Origin of the sequence: Streptomyces sp. NBC_00454, assembly GCF_041434015.1 — a bacterium.
Lineage (GTDB): Bacteria > Actinomycetota > Actinomycetes > Streptomycetales > Streptomycetaceae > Streptomyces.
The window spans coordinates 5,841,777-5,857,612 of the sequence record NZ_CP107907.1 but is presented as its reverse complement, the minus strand read 5'-3'; the positions used below and the strand labels follow the sequence as shown (position 1 = coordinate 5,857,612).

General features: G+C 74.2%; 11 protein-coding genes. 2 read left to right on the top strand and 9 right to left on the bottom strand.

Features of this window, described 5'->3' with window-relative positions; all coding sequences use genetic code 11:
• Positions 1-142: 142 nt before the first annotated feature.
• From OHU74_RS27035 to OHU74_RS27015, 5 genes are all read right to left on the bottom strand, one after another.
• The gene (locus OHU74_RS27035; protein WP_371618252.1) at positions 143-1,951 is read right to left on the bottom strand and encodes an ATP-binding cassette domain-containing protein; all 1,809 of its coding nucleotides are present in this window, start codon (positions 1,949-1,951) and stop codon (positions 143-145) included.
• Positions 1,952-2,145: 194 nt separating this feature from the next.
• Entirely contained in the window at positions 2,146-2,901 is a 756-nt protein-coding gene (locus tag OHU74_RS27030; protein WP_371618251.1) for an NUDIX domain-containing protein, read from the bottom strand.
• Between the two features lie 93 nt (positions 2,902-2,994).
• Positions 2,995-4,977 carry a glycogen debranching N-terminal domain-containing protein gene (locus tag OHU74_RS27025; RefSeq protein ID WP_371618250.1) on the bottom strand — a complete coding sequence of 661 codons (1,983 nt, stop codon included), beginning with the start codon at positions 4,975-4,977 and terminating at the stop codon, positions 2,995-2,997.
• Between the two features lie 242 nt (positions 4,978-5,219).
• On the bottom strand, positions 5,220-6,497 hold the full coding sequence (locus OHU74_RS27020) for a DUF4192 domain-containing protein (protein ID WP_371618249.1): 1,278 nt from the start codon (positions 6,495-6,497) through the stop codon (positions 5,220-5,222).
• A 213-nt stretch (positions 6,498-6,710) separates the two neighbouring features.
• Positions 6,711-8,870, bottom strand: coding sequence for a RecQ family ATP-dependent DNA helicase (locus OHU74_RS27015; protein ID WP_371618248.1), 2,160 nt, complete (start codon positions 8,868-8,870; stop codon positions 6,711-6,713).
• Between the two features lie 429 nt (positions 8,871-9,299).
• On the opposite strand from OHU74_RS27015, the gene OHU74_RS27010 reads away from it, so the two are divergent.
• Positions 9,300-9,929, top strand: a complete 630-nt coding sequence (locus OHU74_RS27010; RefSeq protein WP_371618247.1) for a hypothetical protein — start codon at positions 9,300-9,302, stop codon at positions 9,927-9,929.
• 190 nt (positions 9,930-10,119) lie between these two features.
• On the opposite strand, the gene OHU74_RS27005 is transcribed toward OHU74_RS27010, so the two are convergent.
• The 3 genes from OHU74_RS27005 to OHU74_RS26995 form a co-directional block, all read right to left on the bottom strand.
• Positions 10,120-10,785, bottom strand: coding sequence for a hypothetical protein (locus OHU74_RS27005; protein ID WP_371618246.1), 666 nt, complete (start codon positions 10,783-10,785; stop codon positions 10,120-10,122).
• 59 nt (positions 10,786-10,844) lie between these two features.
• Positions 10,845-11,555 carry a ribonuclease HII gene (locus tag OHU74_RS27000; RefSeq protein WP_371618245.1) on the bottom strand — a complete coding sequence of 237 codons (711 nt, stop codon included), beginning with the start codon at positions 11,553-11,555 and terminating at the stop codon, positions 10,845-10,847.
• A gap of 179 nt (positions 11,556-11,734) precedes the next feature.
• Positions 11,735-12,337 carry a TetR/AcrR family transcriptional regulator gene (locus OHU74_RS26995; RefSeq protein WP_371618244.1) on the bottom strand — a complete coding sequence of 201 codons (603 nt, stop codon included), beginning with the start codon at positions 12,335-12,337 and terminating at the stop codon, positions 11,735-11,737.
• A gap of 140 nt (positions 12,338-12,477) precedes the next feature.
• On the opposite strand from OHU74_RS26995, the gene OHU74_RS26990 reads away from it, so the two are divergent.
• Positions 12,478-14,031 (top strand): MFS transporter, encoded by a 1,554-nt coding sequence (locus tag OHU74_RS26990; protein WP_371618243.1) that lies wholly within the window; start codon positions 12,478-12,480, stop codon positions 14,029-14,031.
• Between the two features lie 65 nt (positions 14,032-14,096).
• Here OHU74_RS26990 and OHU74_RS26985 read toward each other — a convergent pair whose 3' ends face one another.
• Positions 14,097-15,833, bottom strand: coding sequence for a DUF4153 domain-containing protein (locus tag OHU74_RS26985; RefSeq protein ID WP_371618242.1), 1,737 nt, complete (start codon positions 15,831-15,833; stop codon positions 14,097-14,099).
• Positions 15,834-15,836 lie beyond the last annotated feature (3 nt).

Sequence of the window (15,836 nt, the reverse complement as noted above, 5' to 3'; positions counted from 1 at the left end):
TGATCGGTGCCACCTACGCAATTGACGACTTATCGTAAAGAACCGGGCTTTTTACGGGGAGTTGCAGTCCGGCACCCTCGATGTGGACCGCATCGATCCCGTTGAGGTGCCGTCCCGCATCGGAACGATCACCAACGATCCCTCACAACCGAACGCGGCCGCGCAGTCCTGTGAACCCATAGGCGCACAACAGGACCATCAGCGACAACACCAGCGCGGTGCCGACCGGTTGGGCCATCACCCGCAGGGCCCCGAGAACCAGGCGGTCCGCCTCCGGCGGCCACTGCGCCCAGGCCAGGGCGCGCAGGCGCTGCGCGAGGCCGCTCACCGGGTACGCGGACGGACCGTCCAACGCCTTGCGCACCAGCGGTACGACCATCACCGGTACGGCGAGCACCGCGGCCAGACCGGCGGAGGCGGACCGGAAGGCTCCCGAGGCCAGCACCCCGGACCAGGCGCAGCCGATGAGCAGGCCCGCCCAACTCGCGGCCGGGGAAACCCACTCCACGGGCGTACGCAGCGGGCCACTGCCGAAGACCAGCGTCAGGGCGGCGGCGTCGGCGCTCACCGCGAGGATCCCGAGCAGGAGCGCGAGGACCGCGCTGACCCCGAGCTTCGCCGTGAGCAGCCCGAGCCGGCGGGGGACGGTGCCCCGGTCGGCGGCGAGCGCCGGGTAGCGGTACTCCTCGCCGAAGGCGAGGGCGCCGAGCAGTCCGGCCCCGAGAGCCGCCGGCGGCAGCGGCAGCAACTCCGGCCAGGCGGCGAGCAGCCGGTTCTGCGCGGTGTGGCCGACCCGGGCGAGCACCAGCGCCGTGAGGACGGACACGGCGACGACGAAGGCGGCGGTGAGGACGGGGGTGGCGGTGCCGAAGACCCTGTGCAGTTCGTAGCGCAGGGGTCGCAGCGGGCCGCCGAGCCTGCGCACGACCGAGGTGGGCCGGCTGGAGCGGGCGTGGCGCCGGCGCCCGTCGCCGTCCGCGCCCGCCTCGCCGGGCCCGGCCGGTGCCGCGTCGGCGCCCGTGGCCCGGACCCCGGATGCGGCGTCGGCGCGGGCTCGGGCGCGCGGCAGCGACGGGGCTCCCGCGTCGCCGGTCTCGTCGGCGAGTTGATGGACGAGCACCCCGTGGCGGAAGGCCGCCTCGCCGATCTCGGCGCAGTTGCTTCCGTACACGGACAGGCGGCTGCCGCTCTCCTCGACGATCTCCACCGTGCGCTGGGTCGCCCGCGCCTCTCGGCCCAGTACGTCGGCCAGCCGGGCGGCGTGCGGGGTGCGCACGGCGACCCGCGGCCGCAGCCGGGTCCGGGCGAACTCCGCCGCGTCCTGGTCGGCGACGAGCCGGCCCGCCTCGATGCTGACGACCCGGTCGGCGCTGCGGGCGGCTTCCTTCGCGTCTTCGGTGGTGAAGAGCACGGCTCCGCCGAGGGAGGCGTGTCCGCGCAGCAGGCCGTGCAGCCAGCTCCGTTCGCGGGGTGAGAGCCCGGCGGCGGGCTCGTCGAGGACCAGCGTGCAGGGGTCGGCGAGCAGCGCGCAGGCCAGGGCGACCCGGCGCTCCATGCCGAGCGAGAGCGATCCGAGCCGCTGATCGCGCAGGCCCGCGACGCCGACGACCTCCAGCATGGTGTCGGCCCGGGAGGCCGGCACGCCGGCAGCGGCGCACAGCATGCGCAGCTGACTCCGGACGGTGCGCGAGGGGTTGCCCGGAAGGTCGCCGAGGAGCACGCCGACCTCGCGGCCCGGATACGGGATCCGGTGCAGAGGGCGCCCGCGGAAGTAGGTCACTCCGCGGCCGGGTTCGAGTTCGAGCATGAGCCGCAGTGCGGTGGTCTTGCCCGATCCTGGGCCGCCGAGGAGCGCGGTCACGCTCCCGGGGCGGGCCTCGAAGGTGAGGTCGTCCACGAGGGGCGGGAGGTCTCGACGGGGGTTGCTGGTCAGTCCGATGGCCTGGAGCATCGCTTCTCTCGCGGGGGGTGAGACCGCTCTGCGGCAGCGTGAGTACCGCCAACAAGATAACGCGATATGTCCGATATTCAGTGGATCCGACACGGGCATTCGCCCGTGTCGGATCAGGCGCCGATGCGGGTGCTGACGCGGGTGCTGATGCCGATGCGGGCGCTCGGCCCGGCGCCGGCGCTGATGCCTGCGGGTCAGATTTCGGGGCGCAGCATCGGCGGGTTGAGCAGGGTGGCCCCGCCCGCCCGGAACAGCTGTGCGGGCCGACCGCCCTGACGGGTCGTCGTCCCACCGGCGGGCACCAGGAACCCGGGGGTGCCGGTGACCTTGCGGTGGAAGTTGCGGGGGTCGAGGGCCACGCCCCAGACCGCCTCGTAGACCCGGCGCAGCTCCCCGACGGTGAACTCGGGCGGGCAGAAGGCGGTGGCCAGGGAGGAGTACTCGATCTTCGAGCGGGCCCGCTCGACCCCGTCTGCGAGGATCCGCTCGTGGTCGAAGGCGAGTCCGCCGCCGGTCTGGCCTCCGGTGGACACCAGCTCCTCCACGGGGGCCCAGCGCGCACTGTTGGCGTCGCCTCCGGCCCGGGGCGCGGGGAGGTCCGGAGCCAGCACCAGGTGCGCCACGCTGACCACCCGCATGCGCGGATCGCGCTTCGGATCGCCGTAGGTCGCCAGCTGTTCGAGATGGGCCCCGTTGCCCACGCCCGGAGTGACCCCGGCGGCCGGGTCGTGGGTGCACAGACCGGTTTCCTCGGCCAGTTCACGGGCCGCGGCCGCCGCCAGGTCCTCGTCTCCCCGCACGAAGCCGCCGGGCAGCGCCCAGCGTCCCTGGAAGGGCTGCTCGCCCCGCCGGACCACCAGCGCGCAGAGCGCGTGGCGCCGCACGGTGAGCACGACCAGGTCGACGGTGACGGCGAAGGGCGGAAAGGCCGACGGGTCGTAGGGCGACATGCCGCGATCATAGTCGTCTGCCTGACGATAAACAGAGCTTTGGTGATCCTCGGAGCACGGAACCGGAAGCCGCGCGGTGCGGCCGGACCGGACTCAGCCGCCCAGTTGCAGCGCATCGGCGGCCTCCTCGACCATTCCGAGGCCGAGGCGGCTGATCCGCACGGCGAAGGGTTCCCCGGAAACCCGGAGACCGGAGAGGCGGAGCTCGCCGAGCGGGGCTCCGGGGAGCGGGTTGAGGGCGACCGTGCCGGCGGGGGCGTCCGGCCGGATCCCGGCCAGGGCGGTCAGCACGTGGATCCCGGCGGCCGCCGCGACCGCCGCCGGGCGGCAGGCAGCCGGATGCGGAAGCGGAGCGCTGCCCGCGGTGCGCTGCTCGGCCGCGTACATCTCCGGGAGGCGGTACCCGAAGCTCTCCGCCGCGTCCAGCAGTCCCCTGAGCAGTGCGGTGGCTTCCTTCTCGCAGCCGGCCTGGGCCAGTCCGGCCACCGCGACCGCGCTCTCGTACGGCCGTACCGCGCCCGATCTGTAGCCGAACGGGTTGTGGCCCGGCTCGCGGACCGCCATGCTCCGCAGCCCCCACCCGGAGTCCATGGCGGGGGCTCCGAGCAGCCGCGCCAGCTGCTCGGTACGGACCCGGTCGAGCAGTCCCGGCGCGAGCCGGCCGCCTCCGAGCAGCCCGGTGTCGAGCAGGTGGGCGGCGGCCCCCGTCAGCCGGGGCAGCGGCCGCCCGTCGGGATGCAGGGCCGCCGCGGGCCGGCCCCCGTCGGGGCCGCCGAGCCAGAACCCGGCTGCGAACCGCTCCCGCAGGGCGGCCGCCCACTCCCGCCACTCCGCGGCTCCGGGCCGCCCGCACCCGTCGAGCAGATCGGCGCCGAGCAGCGCGGCCCGATGGGCGTGGGCCTGGGTTTCACAGCGGCGCGGTCCCGGGTCGGGATCGGCCAGGAACCCGTCCTCCCCCAGGGCTCCCCGCAGCCAGTCCAGGCACCGCTCGGCGGCGGGGAGGAGCCGGGCCACCTCCGCCTCGGGCATCCCCCAGCGCCTGGCTTCGGCCAGTACCGCGGGGAAGGCCAGCGTCGCCTCGGTCCCGGTGCAGCCGGGGGGCAGCTGCGGCCCGGCACCGCGCAGGGGGCCCGGGATCTTCCCGGCGTCGCCACCGCGGCCCCCGATCTGGGTCCGGGCCAGGACGCGCAGGGTCGCGGCGGCCAGTCCGGTGCCGAGCGGGAGGGCCATGCGGGCCGCCCACAGGGATTCCGCCGGGGCCAGTCCGAGCCGCCACGGCACCCCGGCCGCCGCATAGGCGTCGGCGGGATCCCGCGGATCCCTGAGCAGGAGCGCCCCGAGGTCCTCGATCCCGGTGCGCAGCCAGGCCTCGGCCCTGGGGTCGTCGCCCTCCGCACGGGCGTCGGACAGCGGATTCGCCACCTGCCCGGCGGTGGCCCGCGCCGCGCGGTCCCGGGTGGTCCGCAGCTCGATGGTGCGCGATTCGCCGGGGCCCAGTTCGAGCTGCCAGCGCAGCAGCCCGACGGAGGCGAGCGCGTCGTCCGGAGCCGGCTCGGCCGCCGTGACGGCCTGGGCTTCCCCGCTGGTCCAGCGCAGCCCGGCGGCGTGCACCCCGGCGGGCAGTTCCGGCCCGGCCCGGCCGGCGGCCACCTCGGCCAGCTCCGCCAGGTCGGTGCCGAGGGAGACCTCCACGGGGATCCGCAGCGGCCGGGTGGTGAAACTGCGCAGGGTGATCCGCTCGGTGCCGTCGGCGTGCCGGATCCGCTCCACACCGACATCGGGGTCGGGCCCGGCCTCGGCTCCGGTGCGGACGGTCGCGGTGAAGGCGGCCCGGTCCGCGCCGAGGCTGCGCCCCTGTACGGCGACCGGATCCCGGCCGTCGATCCGCAGCACGCAGCGGGACAGCAGCCTGCGGCCGGAGCGGTAGATCCCGTCGATCCCCTGCCCGGTGAGCTGGCCGTGCTCGGGCGAGATGACGAGGCAGGGCGCGGCGACACAGATGACGGCACCGTGCACGGGCGGCAAGTCGGGCCTGCGGGACGGTGGTACGCGGGCCGGGGGTACGGGGTGGGACATGCGACGCCTTGTCTGCGCTCCGGGTGGATCGGCTGGGCGGCGGCGCGGCCGGGCCCCCACCACCCCCCAGGGCAACGCCCCCACCCCCGCCCGGGTCACGGGCCCCGGCGGTGGCTGCGCCCATCGGAGACCCGGCCGTGGCCTGAGCCGCCGGCGCAGGACCGAACACACCGCCCCCGGCAGCAGCCGCCACCGGGACGGCACGGGCGGCCGAGCCCGCAGCAGCCCCCGGGCCCGGGGCATCACTGCTCTCCCCCGACCGTGCGGCCGGATTCGCGGCGAGCGGTCCGACTGCGGCGGCCGGGAGGCCTGGTGACACCCCGTCGACCCCCGGCCGCCTGGCGGCCCCTGCGGGGCTCCCTGCGGCGCCGCTCCTGCCTCAGGCACTCCCGCAGCCCCTCCGGGTCGATCCCTTCGTTGCAGGCGTGGTGCAGGAGCTGCGCGAAGCGGTACTCGCCGTCCGCCCGCAACGCCAGGCCCAGCGCGATCCTCGCGGTCGGCTCGTCTCCGGTGGACCAGGAGACCCAGCCCGCCAGGGTCAGCGGGGCCGCCGCGTGCTCCCCGTAGGCCCCGACGCAGCGCCGGGCCAGGGCCCGCCACAGCCGCAGGGCGGGGGCTGCCTCCTCGTCCTCCATCCACTCGGCGGCGATGTCGCGGATCTCCCGGTCCTGGAGGCCGAGGATCAGCGAGGCGGCCTCGTCGTGGCCGAGCAGCGCGTCGTCCCGGTCGTCGGCGCAGGGGCCGGCTTCGGCCGGCGGGGCGAGGGTCATGCGCTGCATCAGGGCGCGGGCGAGGACCACGGTCTCGGCGCCCACCTCCTCCCGGGTGGCCCCGTCGAGGATCTTCGGCACCAGGGCGGCCGCCGCCCGGTCCAGGGCCCGCTCCATCTCCTCGGCGACCGTCCCGCGCAGCGGGGTCAGCCGCCGCTCGATCTCCTTGAGGGAGCCCCGGACCTGCAGCCCCGCGAAGGTGGCCGCGGCGGCCATCACGGAGGTGCCGGGCGGGGCGGGCACGCTGCCCTCGGCGGGGCAACAGCGCTCGTCGGGGCAGCAGTAGGACCAGTACCGCCCTGCGGAGAGGCACAGCGCCTCCAGCACGGGTACGTCCAGGGCGCCGCAGGCCAGCCGGATCCGCTGGGCGAGCGGGCGCAGCCGTGTCATCACGCGCTGCCCGCTCTCGTCCCCGCGCGGGTCCTGGCAGAGGAAGACGACGATGCCGTCGGGCTTGGCACCGCGCCGGGTGCTGCCGCCGACCAGGCATTCGGCGGCCTGCCGGGCCGTGTCCTCCCATTCCGCGGAGGCCTCCGGGATGCCGACGCGGAGCCTGCCGCCGAAGCGTCCGCCCTCTCCGTGGACGGCGACCATCACGAGGGAGTCGGTCGGGTGGAAGCCGAGCATGTAGGGCAGCGCGTCGGACAGTTCGGCCGGGCTGCGCAGGGTGATCGGGGCTACGTCGGTGGTTCCGGACGGGCTGGTCGCAGACCGGCCGGACGGGCTGTGTGCTTCGTGGCTGTTCGTCATGAACCGAAGGTCCCGTGTCCGGCCGAATCCGGAAACCCCTGTGGATAACCCCCACCTCGGGCCGTACCACCGCATGAGGTGCCACCTCAGGCCACGGAAACCCAGGCCTTCGGCCACCTCAGCCGACGGCAACCCCAGCCCGCAGCCACCTCAGCCCGCGCCCACCTCAGGCCACGGCAACCGCACATCGCGGCCGCCGCAGCCCCGTTCCCCTCAGCCGCCCGCGGCCAGCACCAGCGGAAGCACCCGTTCGGCGCCCGCCCGGCGGAGCAGGCGGGCGGCGACCGCCAGGGTCCAGCCGGATTCGGTGCAGTCGTCCACGAGCAGGACGGGGCCGGGCGAGCCCGCCAGGGCGGCGGCCAGCTCGTCGGGGACGGCGAAGGTCCCGGAGAGCGTGCGCAGGCGCTGGGCGGAGTTGCTGCGGCGTGCCGGGTGCGCGCCCTCCGGCCCGGTGTACGTCAGCGTGCCCAGGAACGGGAGGCGGCCGATGGTCGCGATGCCCTGGGCCAGGGATCCGACCAGCTGTGGGCGGGTCAGCGAGGGGACGGCGACGATTCCCACGGGCCGCGGGGAGGCGTCAGGGACGTTCGGTGCCCAGCCGCCCGGGGAGCGCGCCCAGTCGGCGATGACCGCCACCGCGGCCTGCAGGACCTCTTCGGGGACCGGACCGTCGGGTGCGCCGTCGGCCAGCAGCGGCCGCAGCCGGTTGCCCCAGCCGATGTCGGAGAGCCGGCCCAGGGCGCGCCCGGTGGAGCACTGCTCCTTGAGCGGGATGCGGCCCTTGAGGTCGATGCCGAGCGCGGACATCCCCGTCGGCCACATGCGGCGCGGTTCGATCTCCACCCCCGGACGGTCCAGTTCCTTCGCCGCCCCCGTCAGCGTCTCCGCCGAGACGGAGGCATCGGCCCAGGTGCCCGCGCAGTTGTCGCAGCGACCGCACGCCGTCGCGCCCTCGTCGTCCAGCTGGAGGCGCAGGAACTCCATCCGGCACGCGGAGGTGCTCACGTAGTCGCGCATGGCCTGCTGTTCGGCGGCCCGCTGCCGGGCCACCCAGGCGTACCGCTCCGAGTCGTACGCCCATTCCCGGCCGGTGGAGGTCCAGCCGCCCTTCACCCGCTTGACCGCCCCGTCCACGTCGAGGACCTTGAGCATCGTCTCCAGCCGGGTGCGCCGCAGGTCCACCGCCGCCTCGAGGGACGGAACCGACAGGGGCCGTCCGGCATCGGCCAGGGCCGCCAGGGTCTGGCGGACCTGGGCCTCGGGCGGGAAGGCGGTATCGGCGAAGTAGCGCCAGATCGCCTCGTCCTCCTGGCCCGGGAGCAGCAGGACGTCGGCGTGCTCGACGCCACGGCCGGCTCGGCCGACCTGCTGGTAGTAGGCGATCGGCGAGGACGGCGAGCCGAGGTGGATCACGAAGCCGAGGTCCGGCTTGTCGAAGCCCATGCCGAGCGCGGAAGTCGCCACCAGCGCCTTGACCCGGTTCTCCTGCAGGTCGACCTCGGCCTGCAGGCGGTCGGCGTTCTCGGTCTTCCCGGTGTACGAGGCCACCTTGAAGCCGCGCTGGCGCAGGAACGCGGCGGCCTCCTCGGCCGCGGCCACCGTCAGCGTGTAGATGATCCCGGAGCCCTGCAGCCCGTCCAGGTGCTCGGCGAGCCAGCCCAGGCGGTGCGCCGCGTCGGGCAGCCGGACCACGCCCAGCCGCAGGCTCTCCCGCTCCAGGGTGCCGCGCAGCACCAGCGCCTCACCGGCACCGGTGCCCAGCTGCTCGGCCACGTCCGCCGTGACCCGCGCGTTCGCGGTCGCCGTGGTGGCCAGCACCGGCACACCGGGGGCGAGCTCGGCGAGCATCGCCCGCAGCCGGCGGTAGTCGGGGCGGAAGTCGTGGCCCCAGTCGGAGATGCAGTGCGCCTCGTCGACGACCAGCAGGCCGGTCGTGGCCGCGAGCTTGGGCAGCACCTGCTCGCGGAAGTCCACGGAATTGAGGCGCTCCGGGCTGACGAGGAGGACGTCGGTCTCGCCGCGCTCGACCTCCCCGTAGATCGTGTCCCACTCCTCCGGGTTGGCGGAGTTGATGGTGCGCGCCTGGATGCCCGCCCGGGCCGCCGCCTCGACCTGGTTGCGCATCAGCGCGAGCAGCGGCGAGATGATCACGGTGGGGCCGGCGCCGCGCCGGCGCAGCAGGGCGGTGGCGACGAAGTACACCGCCGACTTGCCCCAGCCCGTGCGCTGCACCACCAGGGCCCGTCGGCGCTCCTCGACCAGCGCCGACACCGCCTGCCACTGGTCCTCCCGCAGCCGAGCCGAGCCCCCGGGGTCGCCGACGAGCTCGGCGAGGATGGTGTCGGCTTCGGTGCGGAGCTCCAGGGTGTCCATGCCCCCATGCAACCCGATGGCTATGACAATCGGCCAGCTCACGCACCGTAATCGCCGGCGTGGACACGATTCGGCGGTCTTTCGGCCGCCGGGGAACTCCCGTCGGCTTCCGGACGATCTCGCGCGGCCTCCACCGGCCCCTGGCCGCGCCTGCGGAACCCGCCGCGAAACTGATGGGCAGCGAGGTGTTTCCGCTGGTGCCGGCGGTTCCGCCGGTGCCGGATGAGTCATGGACGGTGTGGCGGGGCAAGGATATGAACGGCATACCGGCGAATTCCGGTCGGCGGCGTCAATTGCTCGTTGCCGCATGCTCACGGGCCACGCGAGAATTGCACTGCTCCCGTTCGGCTCGACGGCACTGTTTTGGGTCGCGCCGGCGCCCGTACCCCAGCCGTGCCCGTTCGCGGGCGTGTACCCGAAGGGAGGACCGTGACCTTCGGATTCGCCCCGCCCTCGACCACGTCCCTGTCAACGGCCACCGGCGGCGCCAGCCGGCACGGCAGGCTGCTGGAACCGTCCGAGTGGACCTCGTCGGGCGTACCCCTGCTGCGCAGTCCGCGCGAGGTCGTCAGCGGGCTGCACTCGCGGCACAGCCCGGTGCCGTCCACTGCGGTGATCGCCGTGCTCGGACCCGAGGAGCGGCTCGTCGCGAGCGCCTCCTTCGTCCAGCGCTCGGCCTCGGCCGATGGCTGGGAGTACCGCAACGCCCTGCTCGCCGGCCTGCGCCGGATCATCCCGCACGACCTGCGGCGGCGTACCCCGGTACGGACGGCGGTGCTGCTGTACTGCCGCGACGGCGACGAGCGGTGGACCGAGGAGGACGGGGCCTGGATGTGGGGGCTGCGCGACGCCTGCACCCTGCACGGGCTGCGCTGCGGCGCGTACATCACGCTGACCCGCGGCGGCTGGCAGGTCCTGGGCGAAGGCCGTGGCGGCCGCAGACCCAGCTCGGACTCCCGGCCCGAACGGCTCGGCCAGGCCACGGCCGAGTTCGCTCCGATCGCCCTGCACACCGGGGGCGGAGCGCCCGAGGCCCTGCGCCGCGCCGCCGCGCGCTGAGCCCGGCGTAAACGGGGCCGAAACGGGGCCGATCCCTGCGCAAACAGGGCCGACCCCCGCGCAAACGGACCCCCGGGAACGCCCAACGGCCGTACACCCAGGAGCGGGCGTACGGCTGGTCAGGCCTCGGACTTCGGCAGGGCCGGCTGTTCGCCCGCCCCGCCCCTCGACCGTGCCGGGGTACGGAGCGTCAGACGCCCGCACCCAGCACGGAGTTGATCTGCTGCGGCTCGCCGCAGCAGATCAGGAGCGCACCGGCTCGCGCGAGCGCGACCGGCAGGGCTGCGGCGACGGCCTCGACCGGTCCGCCGTTGGCCGCGAGGACCACGACGGGACGGCCGGCGGCACGCTGTACCTGCGCCGCGTCCGCGTAGAAGACGTCGTCCCCGGCGTCGTGCAGGGCCCAGTACGCGGCCTCGCCGAAGGACAGCTCGTGCGCGGCCCACGGGTGCGGGTCGCCGGTGGTGAGCACCAGGATGTCGCCGGGCGCGCGCCCGGTGTCGAGCAGCAGGTCCACGGCCTCCTCGGCCGCGTCCAGCGCACCCTCGGCGGATGCCGGGATCAGCTGGACCTGCGGCACCGCCGCGGAGACGGACGGGGTGGTGGGGTTCGCGGGAACGGGTCCGGAGGCGGCCTGCGCTACCCGCTGGGCGGGCGGTACGGGCCTGGGGGCACTACCCGCGCGGCCGGCCGCTGCGGGAGAGGGACCGGGGCGTCCGGGCCGGGGAACGGCTGCGGGACGCGGACCAGGTACGGGGCGGGGGGTCTGCGCGGTGCGGCTCGCGGCCGGCGTGACGCGGGGACCCTGGGCACTCTCGTGAATCTGAGGCTCCTCGGGGGCGGGGGTGAGAGGCATGAGTTGATATCTATCAAACACCGGTACGAAACGTACCCGTGGGTGGCGCGTGCGTGCGATCAGAAATCGAAGCCGAGTTGGCCTCCGTTTTCCAGTTCCATCGATTCCTCGCTGCGGCGCACCTTCTTGAGGTGACGCCAGCGGGGCAGCGCGTCCAGGTAGGACCACGAGAGCCGGTGGTACTCGGTGGGACCCAGCTCCTCAAGCGCCGCCCGGTGCACGGGCGAGGGGTATCCGGCATTGGCGGCGAAAGCGAAGTTCTCGATTCCGCCGCCCTGTTCACCGATTTCGGCCATCATCCGGTCGCGCCGGACCTTGGCGATCACCGAGGCGGCCGCGACGGCGACACAGGACTGGTCGCCCTTGATCACCGTCCGGACCTGCCAGGGCGAACCGAGGTAGTCGTGTTTGCCGTCGAGAATCACCGCGTCCGGCCGCACGGGCAGCGCCTCCAGGGCGCGCACCGCGGCGAGGCGCAGGGCGGCGGTCATCCCGAGCTCGTCGATCTCCTCCGGGGAGGAGTGACCCAGCGCATAGGCGGTGACCCAGTCCTCCAGGACGCCGACGAGCGCGTCGCGCCGCTTGGGGGTGAGCAGCTTGGAGTCGGTGAGTCCCGCGGGCGGCCGGCGCAGACCGGTGATCGCCGCGCACACGGTGACGGGACCGGCCCAGGCCCCTCGTCCGACTTCGTCGACCCCGGCTATGACCTTGGCGCCGGTGGTGGCACGGAGGGAGCGTTCGACGGTGTGTGTGGGTGCTTCATACGGCATGGCGCCAGCAAGGTTACGCCGCCTCGCGCCGCCTGCACACCCCGACCCCCGCCAGGCCCGCGCCAGACCTCCGCCGGGCCTCCCGCCGACCCCTGCCGGACCCTCCCGGACTCCCCCGGACCCCCTCCCGGCCACCTTCGCGGCCTGCGCCGACCGCCCGGACCGCCTCTGCGCCCGCCTCACGCCCGGAGCAGCGGCAGCATGACCTCGTCGATCATCTCGGCGATCTCCACGTCCACCCATTCGCTCCCGCACACCTTCGCGCGGTACATCATCATCGCCGGAATCACCTCGACGAGGAGGGGGCCGCTCGCGTCCGCCCGGACGTCGCCGCGGTCGATCCCGCGCTGCACCAGCTCGGCGATCAGGCGGTGCGCCGGGTCGTGCAAGCCGGACAGGATCAGGCCCCGGAACCGCTCCGCATGGCCGTGGTCGCACTCGTGAAGCACCGCTCTCAGCGCCCGCCCGGCTCGCGAGTTCATGACGTCCCGCATCCGCACGCAGAGTGCGTAGAGGTCCTCGCGGATCGACCCCAGGTCCCGGATCTGGACGAGCGGCGGCAGCCGCGTCCACAGCGCGTCGGCCACCAGGTCCGCCTTCGAGGGCCAGCGCCGGTACAGCGCCGCCTTGCCGGTCTGCGCACCGGCGGCCACGCCCTCCATGGTGAGGGCGTTCCAGCCACTGGTGCTCAGCTGCTCCAACACGGCGTCGAGAATCGCCCGTTCGAGCTCGGGCCCGCGCCTGCGCCCCGAAGGCGCCGCTGACCAGCGCGTACCCATCACTGCCCTACCTCCGCCCGGAACTCACGTCCGTCGCACGCATTTTCAGCCTTAGTGAACGCTTGCGTTCCCTAAGGCCGACTCCCTACGGTGGACGGGCTGTGAACGCATACGTTCACTATTTCACTTTGGGGGGATCCACAGTGACAACTCCTCAGCTCTCCAAACCCCGGATACCGGGCGCGGCCCGCCGGGAGGGGCGCCCGGGAGTGGCGCTCGCCGTCATCGCCGCCTGCCAGCTCATGGTCGTCCTCGACGCGACGATCGTGAACATCGCGCTCCCGCACATCCAGACCGACCTCGCGATCTCGACCACCGACCTGTCGTGGGTGATCAGCGCCTACACGCTCGCCTTCGGCGGACTGCTGCTCCTCGGCGGCCGCGCGGGCGACATCCTGGGCCGGCGCCGCGTCTTCATGACCGGCATCCTGCTCTTCACCCTGGCCTCCCTGCTCGGCGGTTTCGCCCAGGAGCCCTGGCAGTTGCTCGCGGCCCGCGCCCTCCAGGGCGTCGGCGGCGCCATCGCCTCCCCGACCTCGCTCGCCCTGATCACCACCACCTTCGCCGAGGGACCCGAACGCAACCGCGCCTTCGGCGTGTTCGCGGCCGTCTCCGCGGGCGGCGGCGCCATCGGCCTGCTGGCGGGCGGGATGCTCACCGAATGGCTCGACTGGCGCTGGGTCTTCTTCGTCAACGTGCCGATCGGCATCCTGATCGCGGTCCTCGCCCCGCTCTACATCAGCGAGTCCGAGCGTCATCCCGGCCGGTTCGACATCGCCGGAGCACTCGCTTCCACCGGAGGCATGACCGCACTCGTCTACGGGTTCATCCGCGCCTCCCAGGACGGCTGGCGCGACGGCGTGACCCTCGGCTCCTTCGCGGTCGCCGTCGCCCTGCTCGCGGGCTTCGTACTCATCGAGTCCCGGGCCGCCGATCCGATCATCCCGCTGCGCATGTTCGCCGAGCGCAATCGCACCGGCACCTACGTGATCATGCTCAGCCTCGCCGCCGCGATGTTCGGAATGTTCTTCTTCATCGTCCAGTTCGTGCAGAACGTGCTGGGCTTCTCCCCCATCCAGTCCGGCATCGGCTTCCTGCCCGTCACGGTCGCCATCGTCACCGCCGCCGGAATCTCCCAGCGCCTGCTGCCGCGCTTCGGCCCCAAGCCCTTCATGATCACCGGCTCCGCGCTCACCGGTACCGGCCTGGTGTGGCTGACCTTCATCGAGCCCGACAGCTCGTACCTCTCCGGAGTGCTGGGCCCGATGCTGCTCTTCGGCTTCGGCATGGGCCTCAACTTCGTCACCCTCACCCTCACCGCCGTCTCCGGGGTGGCCCCGCACGAGGCGGGCGCGGCCTCCGGGCTGCTCAACGCCAGCCAGCAGGTCGGCGGCTCGCTGGGGCTGTCCATCCTGGTCACCGTCTTCGGCACGGCCAGCCGCAACGAGGCCGACAAGCAGTTTCCGGCCTTCCTCGCGCAGGCCGAGCCGGGTCAGGTGGCGGCCGTCAAGCAGACCGGGCGACTGCCCGACCCCTGGGGGGACATCGTCCTCACCCACGGGATCGCCACCGCCTTCATCGCGGCCGTGGCCATGGCCGCGGTCGCGCTCGTCACCGCCCTGCTGGTGATCCGCGTGCGCAAGAGCGACCTGGAGGCGCTGAACGGAGCCGCCGCCCAGGCCGGTCCGGCCGCCTGAGCGCAGTCCCGTACGAGGGGCCCGGCGCGGGCGGAATTGCGCGCCGGGCCCGTCGCACGAGATCGCTAACCGAAGGTGCGCAGGCGCGAGCACTCCTCGTACGAGGCCGTCACCGGGCGGTCGTGCAGGATCTGCCGGGCCCTGCGCTCCCCCAGGCTCATCGCGTACCAGGGCACGTCGTCGCCCGCCCGCACCAGGTCCTGGTTGATCCCGCGCAGGGCGCAGGAGCGCTGCGGCTCGGGCAGCCGGTCCAGGGCCGGCACCGCGTCGGCCGACAGGGACTGGAAGTAGGCCAGGTCGATCTTGCGGTCCTGCTCGTAGCGGTGGACGTTGCCCTCGGCGATCAGCCCGTCCGGGGACACCAGTCCGAAGGCCAGTACGGCGGCCACGGCGCTCCCCGCCACCGCGCGCGGCAGCCACCGCGCGCCGAACACCCCCGCAGCCATGATCAGTGCGACGACCAGCCCGAGCCACAGCTCCACGCCCGCGACCGAGACGCGCAGCCGGGTCAGCCCGTACGCGTCCACGTAGAGGTTCATGCGGTGCAGCGCGGAAGCGACCACGACCAGGGTCAGGGCGCACAGCGTGCCGAGCACGGAGCGCACCAGCCGCCGGTCGCCGGCACCGTCGCGCGGGGCCCAGCGCAGGGCGAGCGCGATGACGGCGAGGGTGAGCAGGGTGGCCCAGAGCAGCTGCCAGAAGCCCTGGCGGGCGTACTCGGAGTAGCTGAGGCCGGTGGCTTCCAGGACCTTGCGGTAGCCGCCGAACAGGACGGTCAGCTGAACGGCGTTGAATCCGGCGAAGAGCAGGTTCAGCACGACGAGCGGCAGCGCCCACTCCACCCGCGAGCGCGCCTTCCCCGGGGCCACCGCGATCCGGTCCCAGCGGGCGGGCGCCGCGGCGGTCCGGGCGGCGGCGATCGCGAGGACGGCGCCCAGCAGGAAGAGCAGGAAGCGCACCGCCCCGTCCCCGCCGCTGACGTCGGGAACCAACCCGCTGAGCACATCCGCGAAGGCGGCGTCGGCCGAAGCGAACAGCGTGCCGAAGAGTACGAGCAGAACCACCGCCACCAGCGTCGCCTTCAGCAGCGGCAGCACGCGGTCCTTCCTCGCCCCGTCGCCGCGCGAGCGCACCCCGGTCCAGGCCCAGCGCACCCCGAGGACGGCCGAGTCGACGAAGCCGAGCGGGCTGAGCAGGATGCCGGGCCAGCTGCGGCTGCCGTGCAGGGCCAGCGCACCCGCCAGGAGGGCGGCCAGCAGGGCCATCGCGGTCGGCCAGCCGGAGTCCCGCAGGGCGGGCACGGCCAGGAGCGCGATGCAGCCCAGCGCCCACACCGTGGTCCACGGCCGGATGGTGCGCCCGGCCCTGCGGGCGGCCGCGTACGCGGCGACGAGGGCCGGCACCACCGCGATGAGCAGGCCTGGACCCAGCCCGTCACCGAGCAGCAGGGCGGCTGCGACGCCCGAGGCGAGGACGGCGCCGAGCACGGGGCCCGAGACGGGGGCCACAGCCCCGGGCCGCGCGGCCTCGGCCCAGGCGAGCGTGGCGAGGGACCAGCCACCGGCCCGGGCCCGGCGCTGACGCATCAGACGCGTCTGGTAGGTCTGCCACGCCTTGGGATCCCAACCGGGCGGCGCGGGGGGCATCCCTGTCGGCGTGGGCGGAGCGGATCCTACGCCGGCCCCCGCGCCCGGCCCGGCAGGAGCACCGGCGGCTCCGCCCCCGGCCACGGCGTCCGCGACCTTCGCCGCGTCCGCGGCCTTCGCCGCACCGCCGTTCGCTCCGTCTGCGTTCTCTGGCATCGG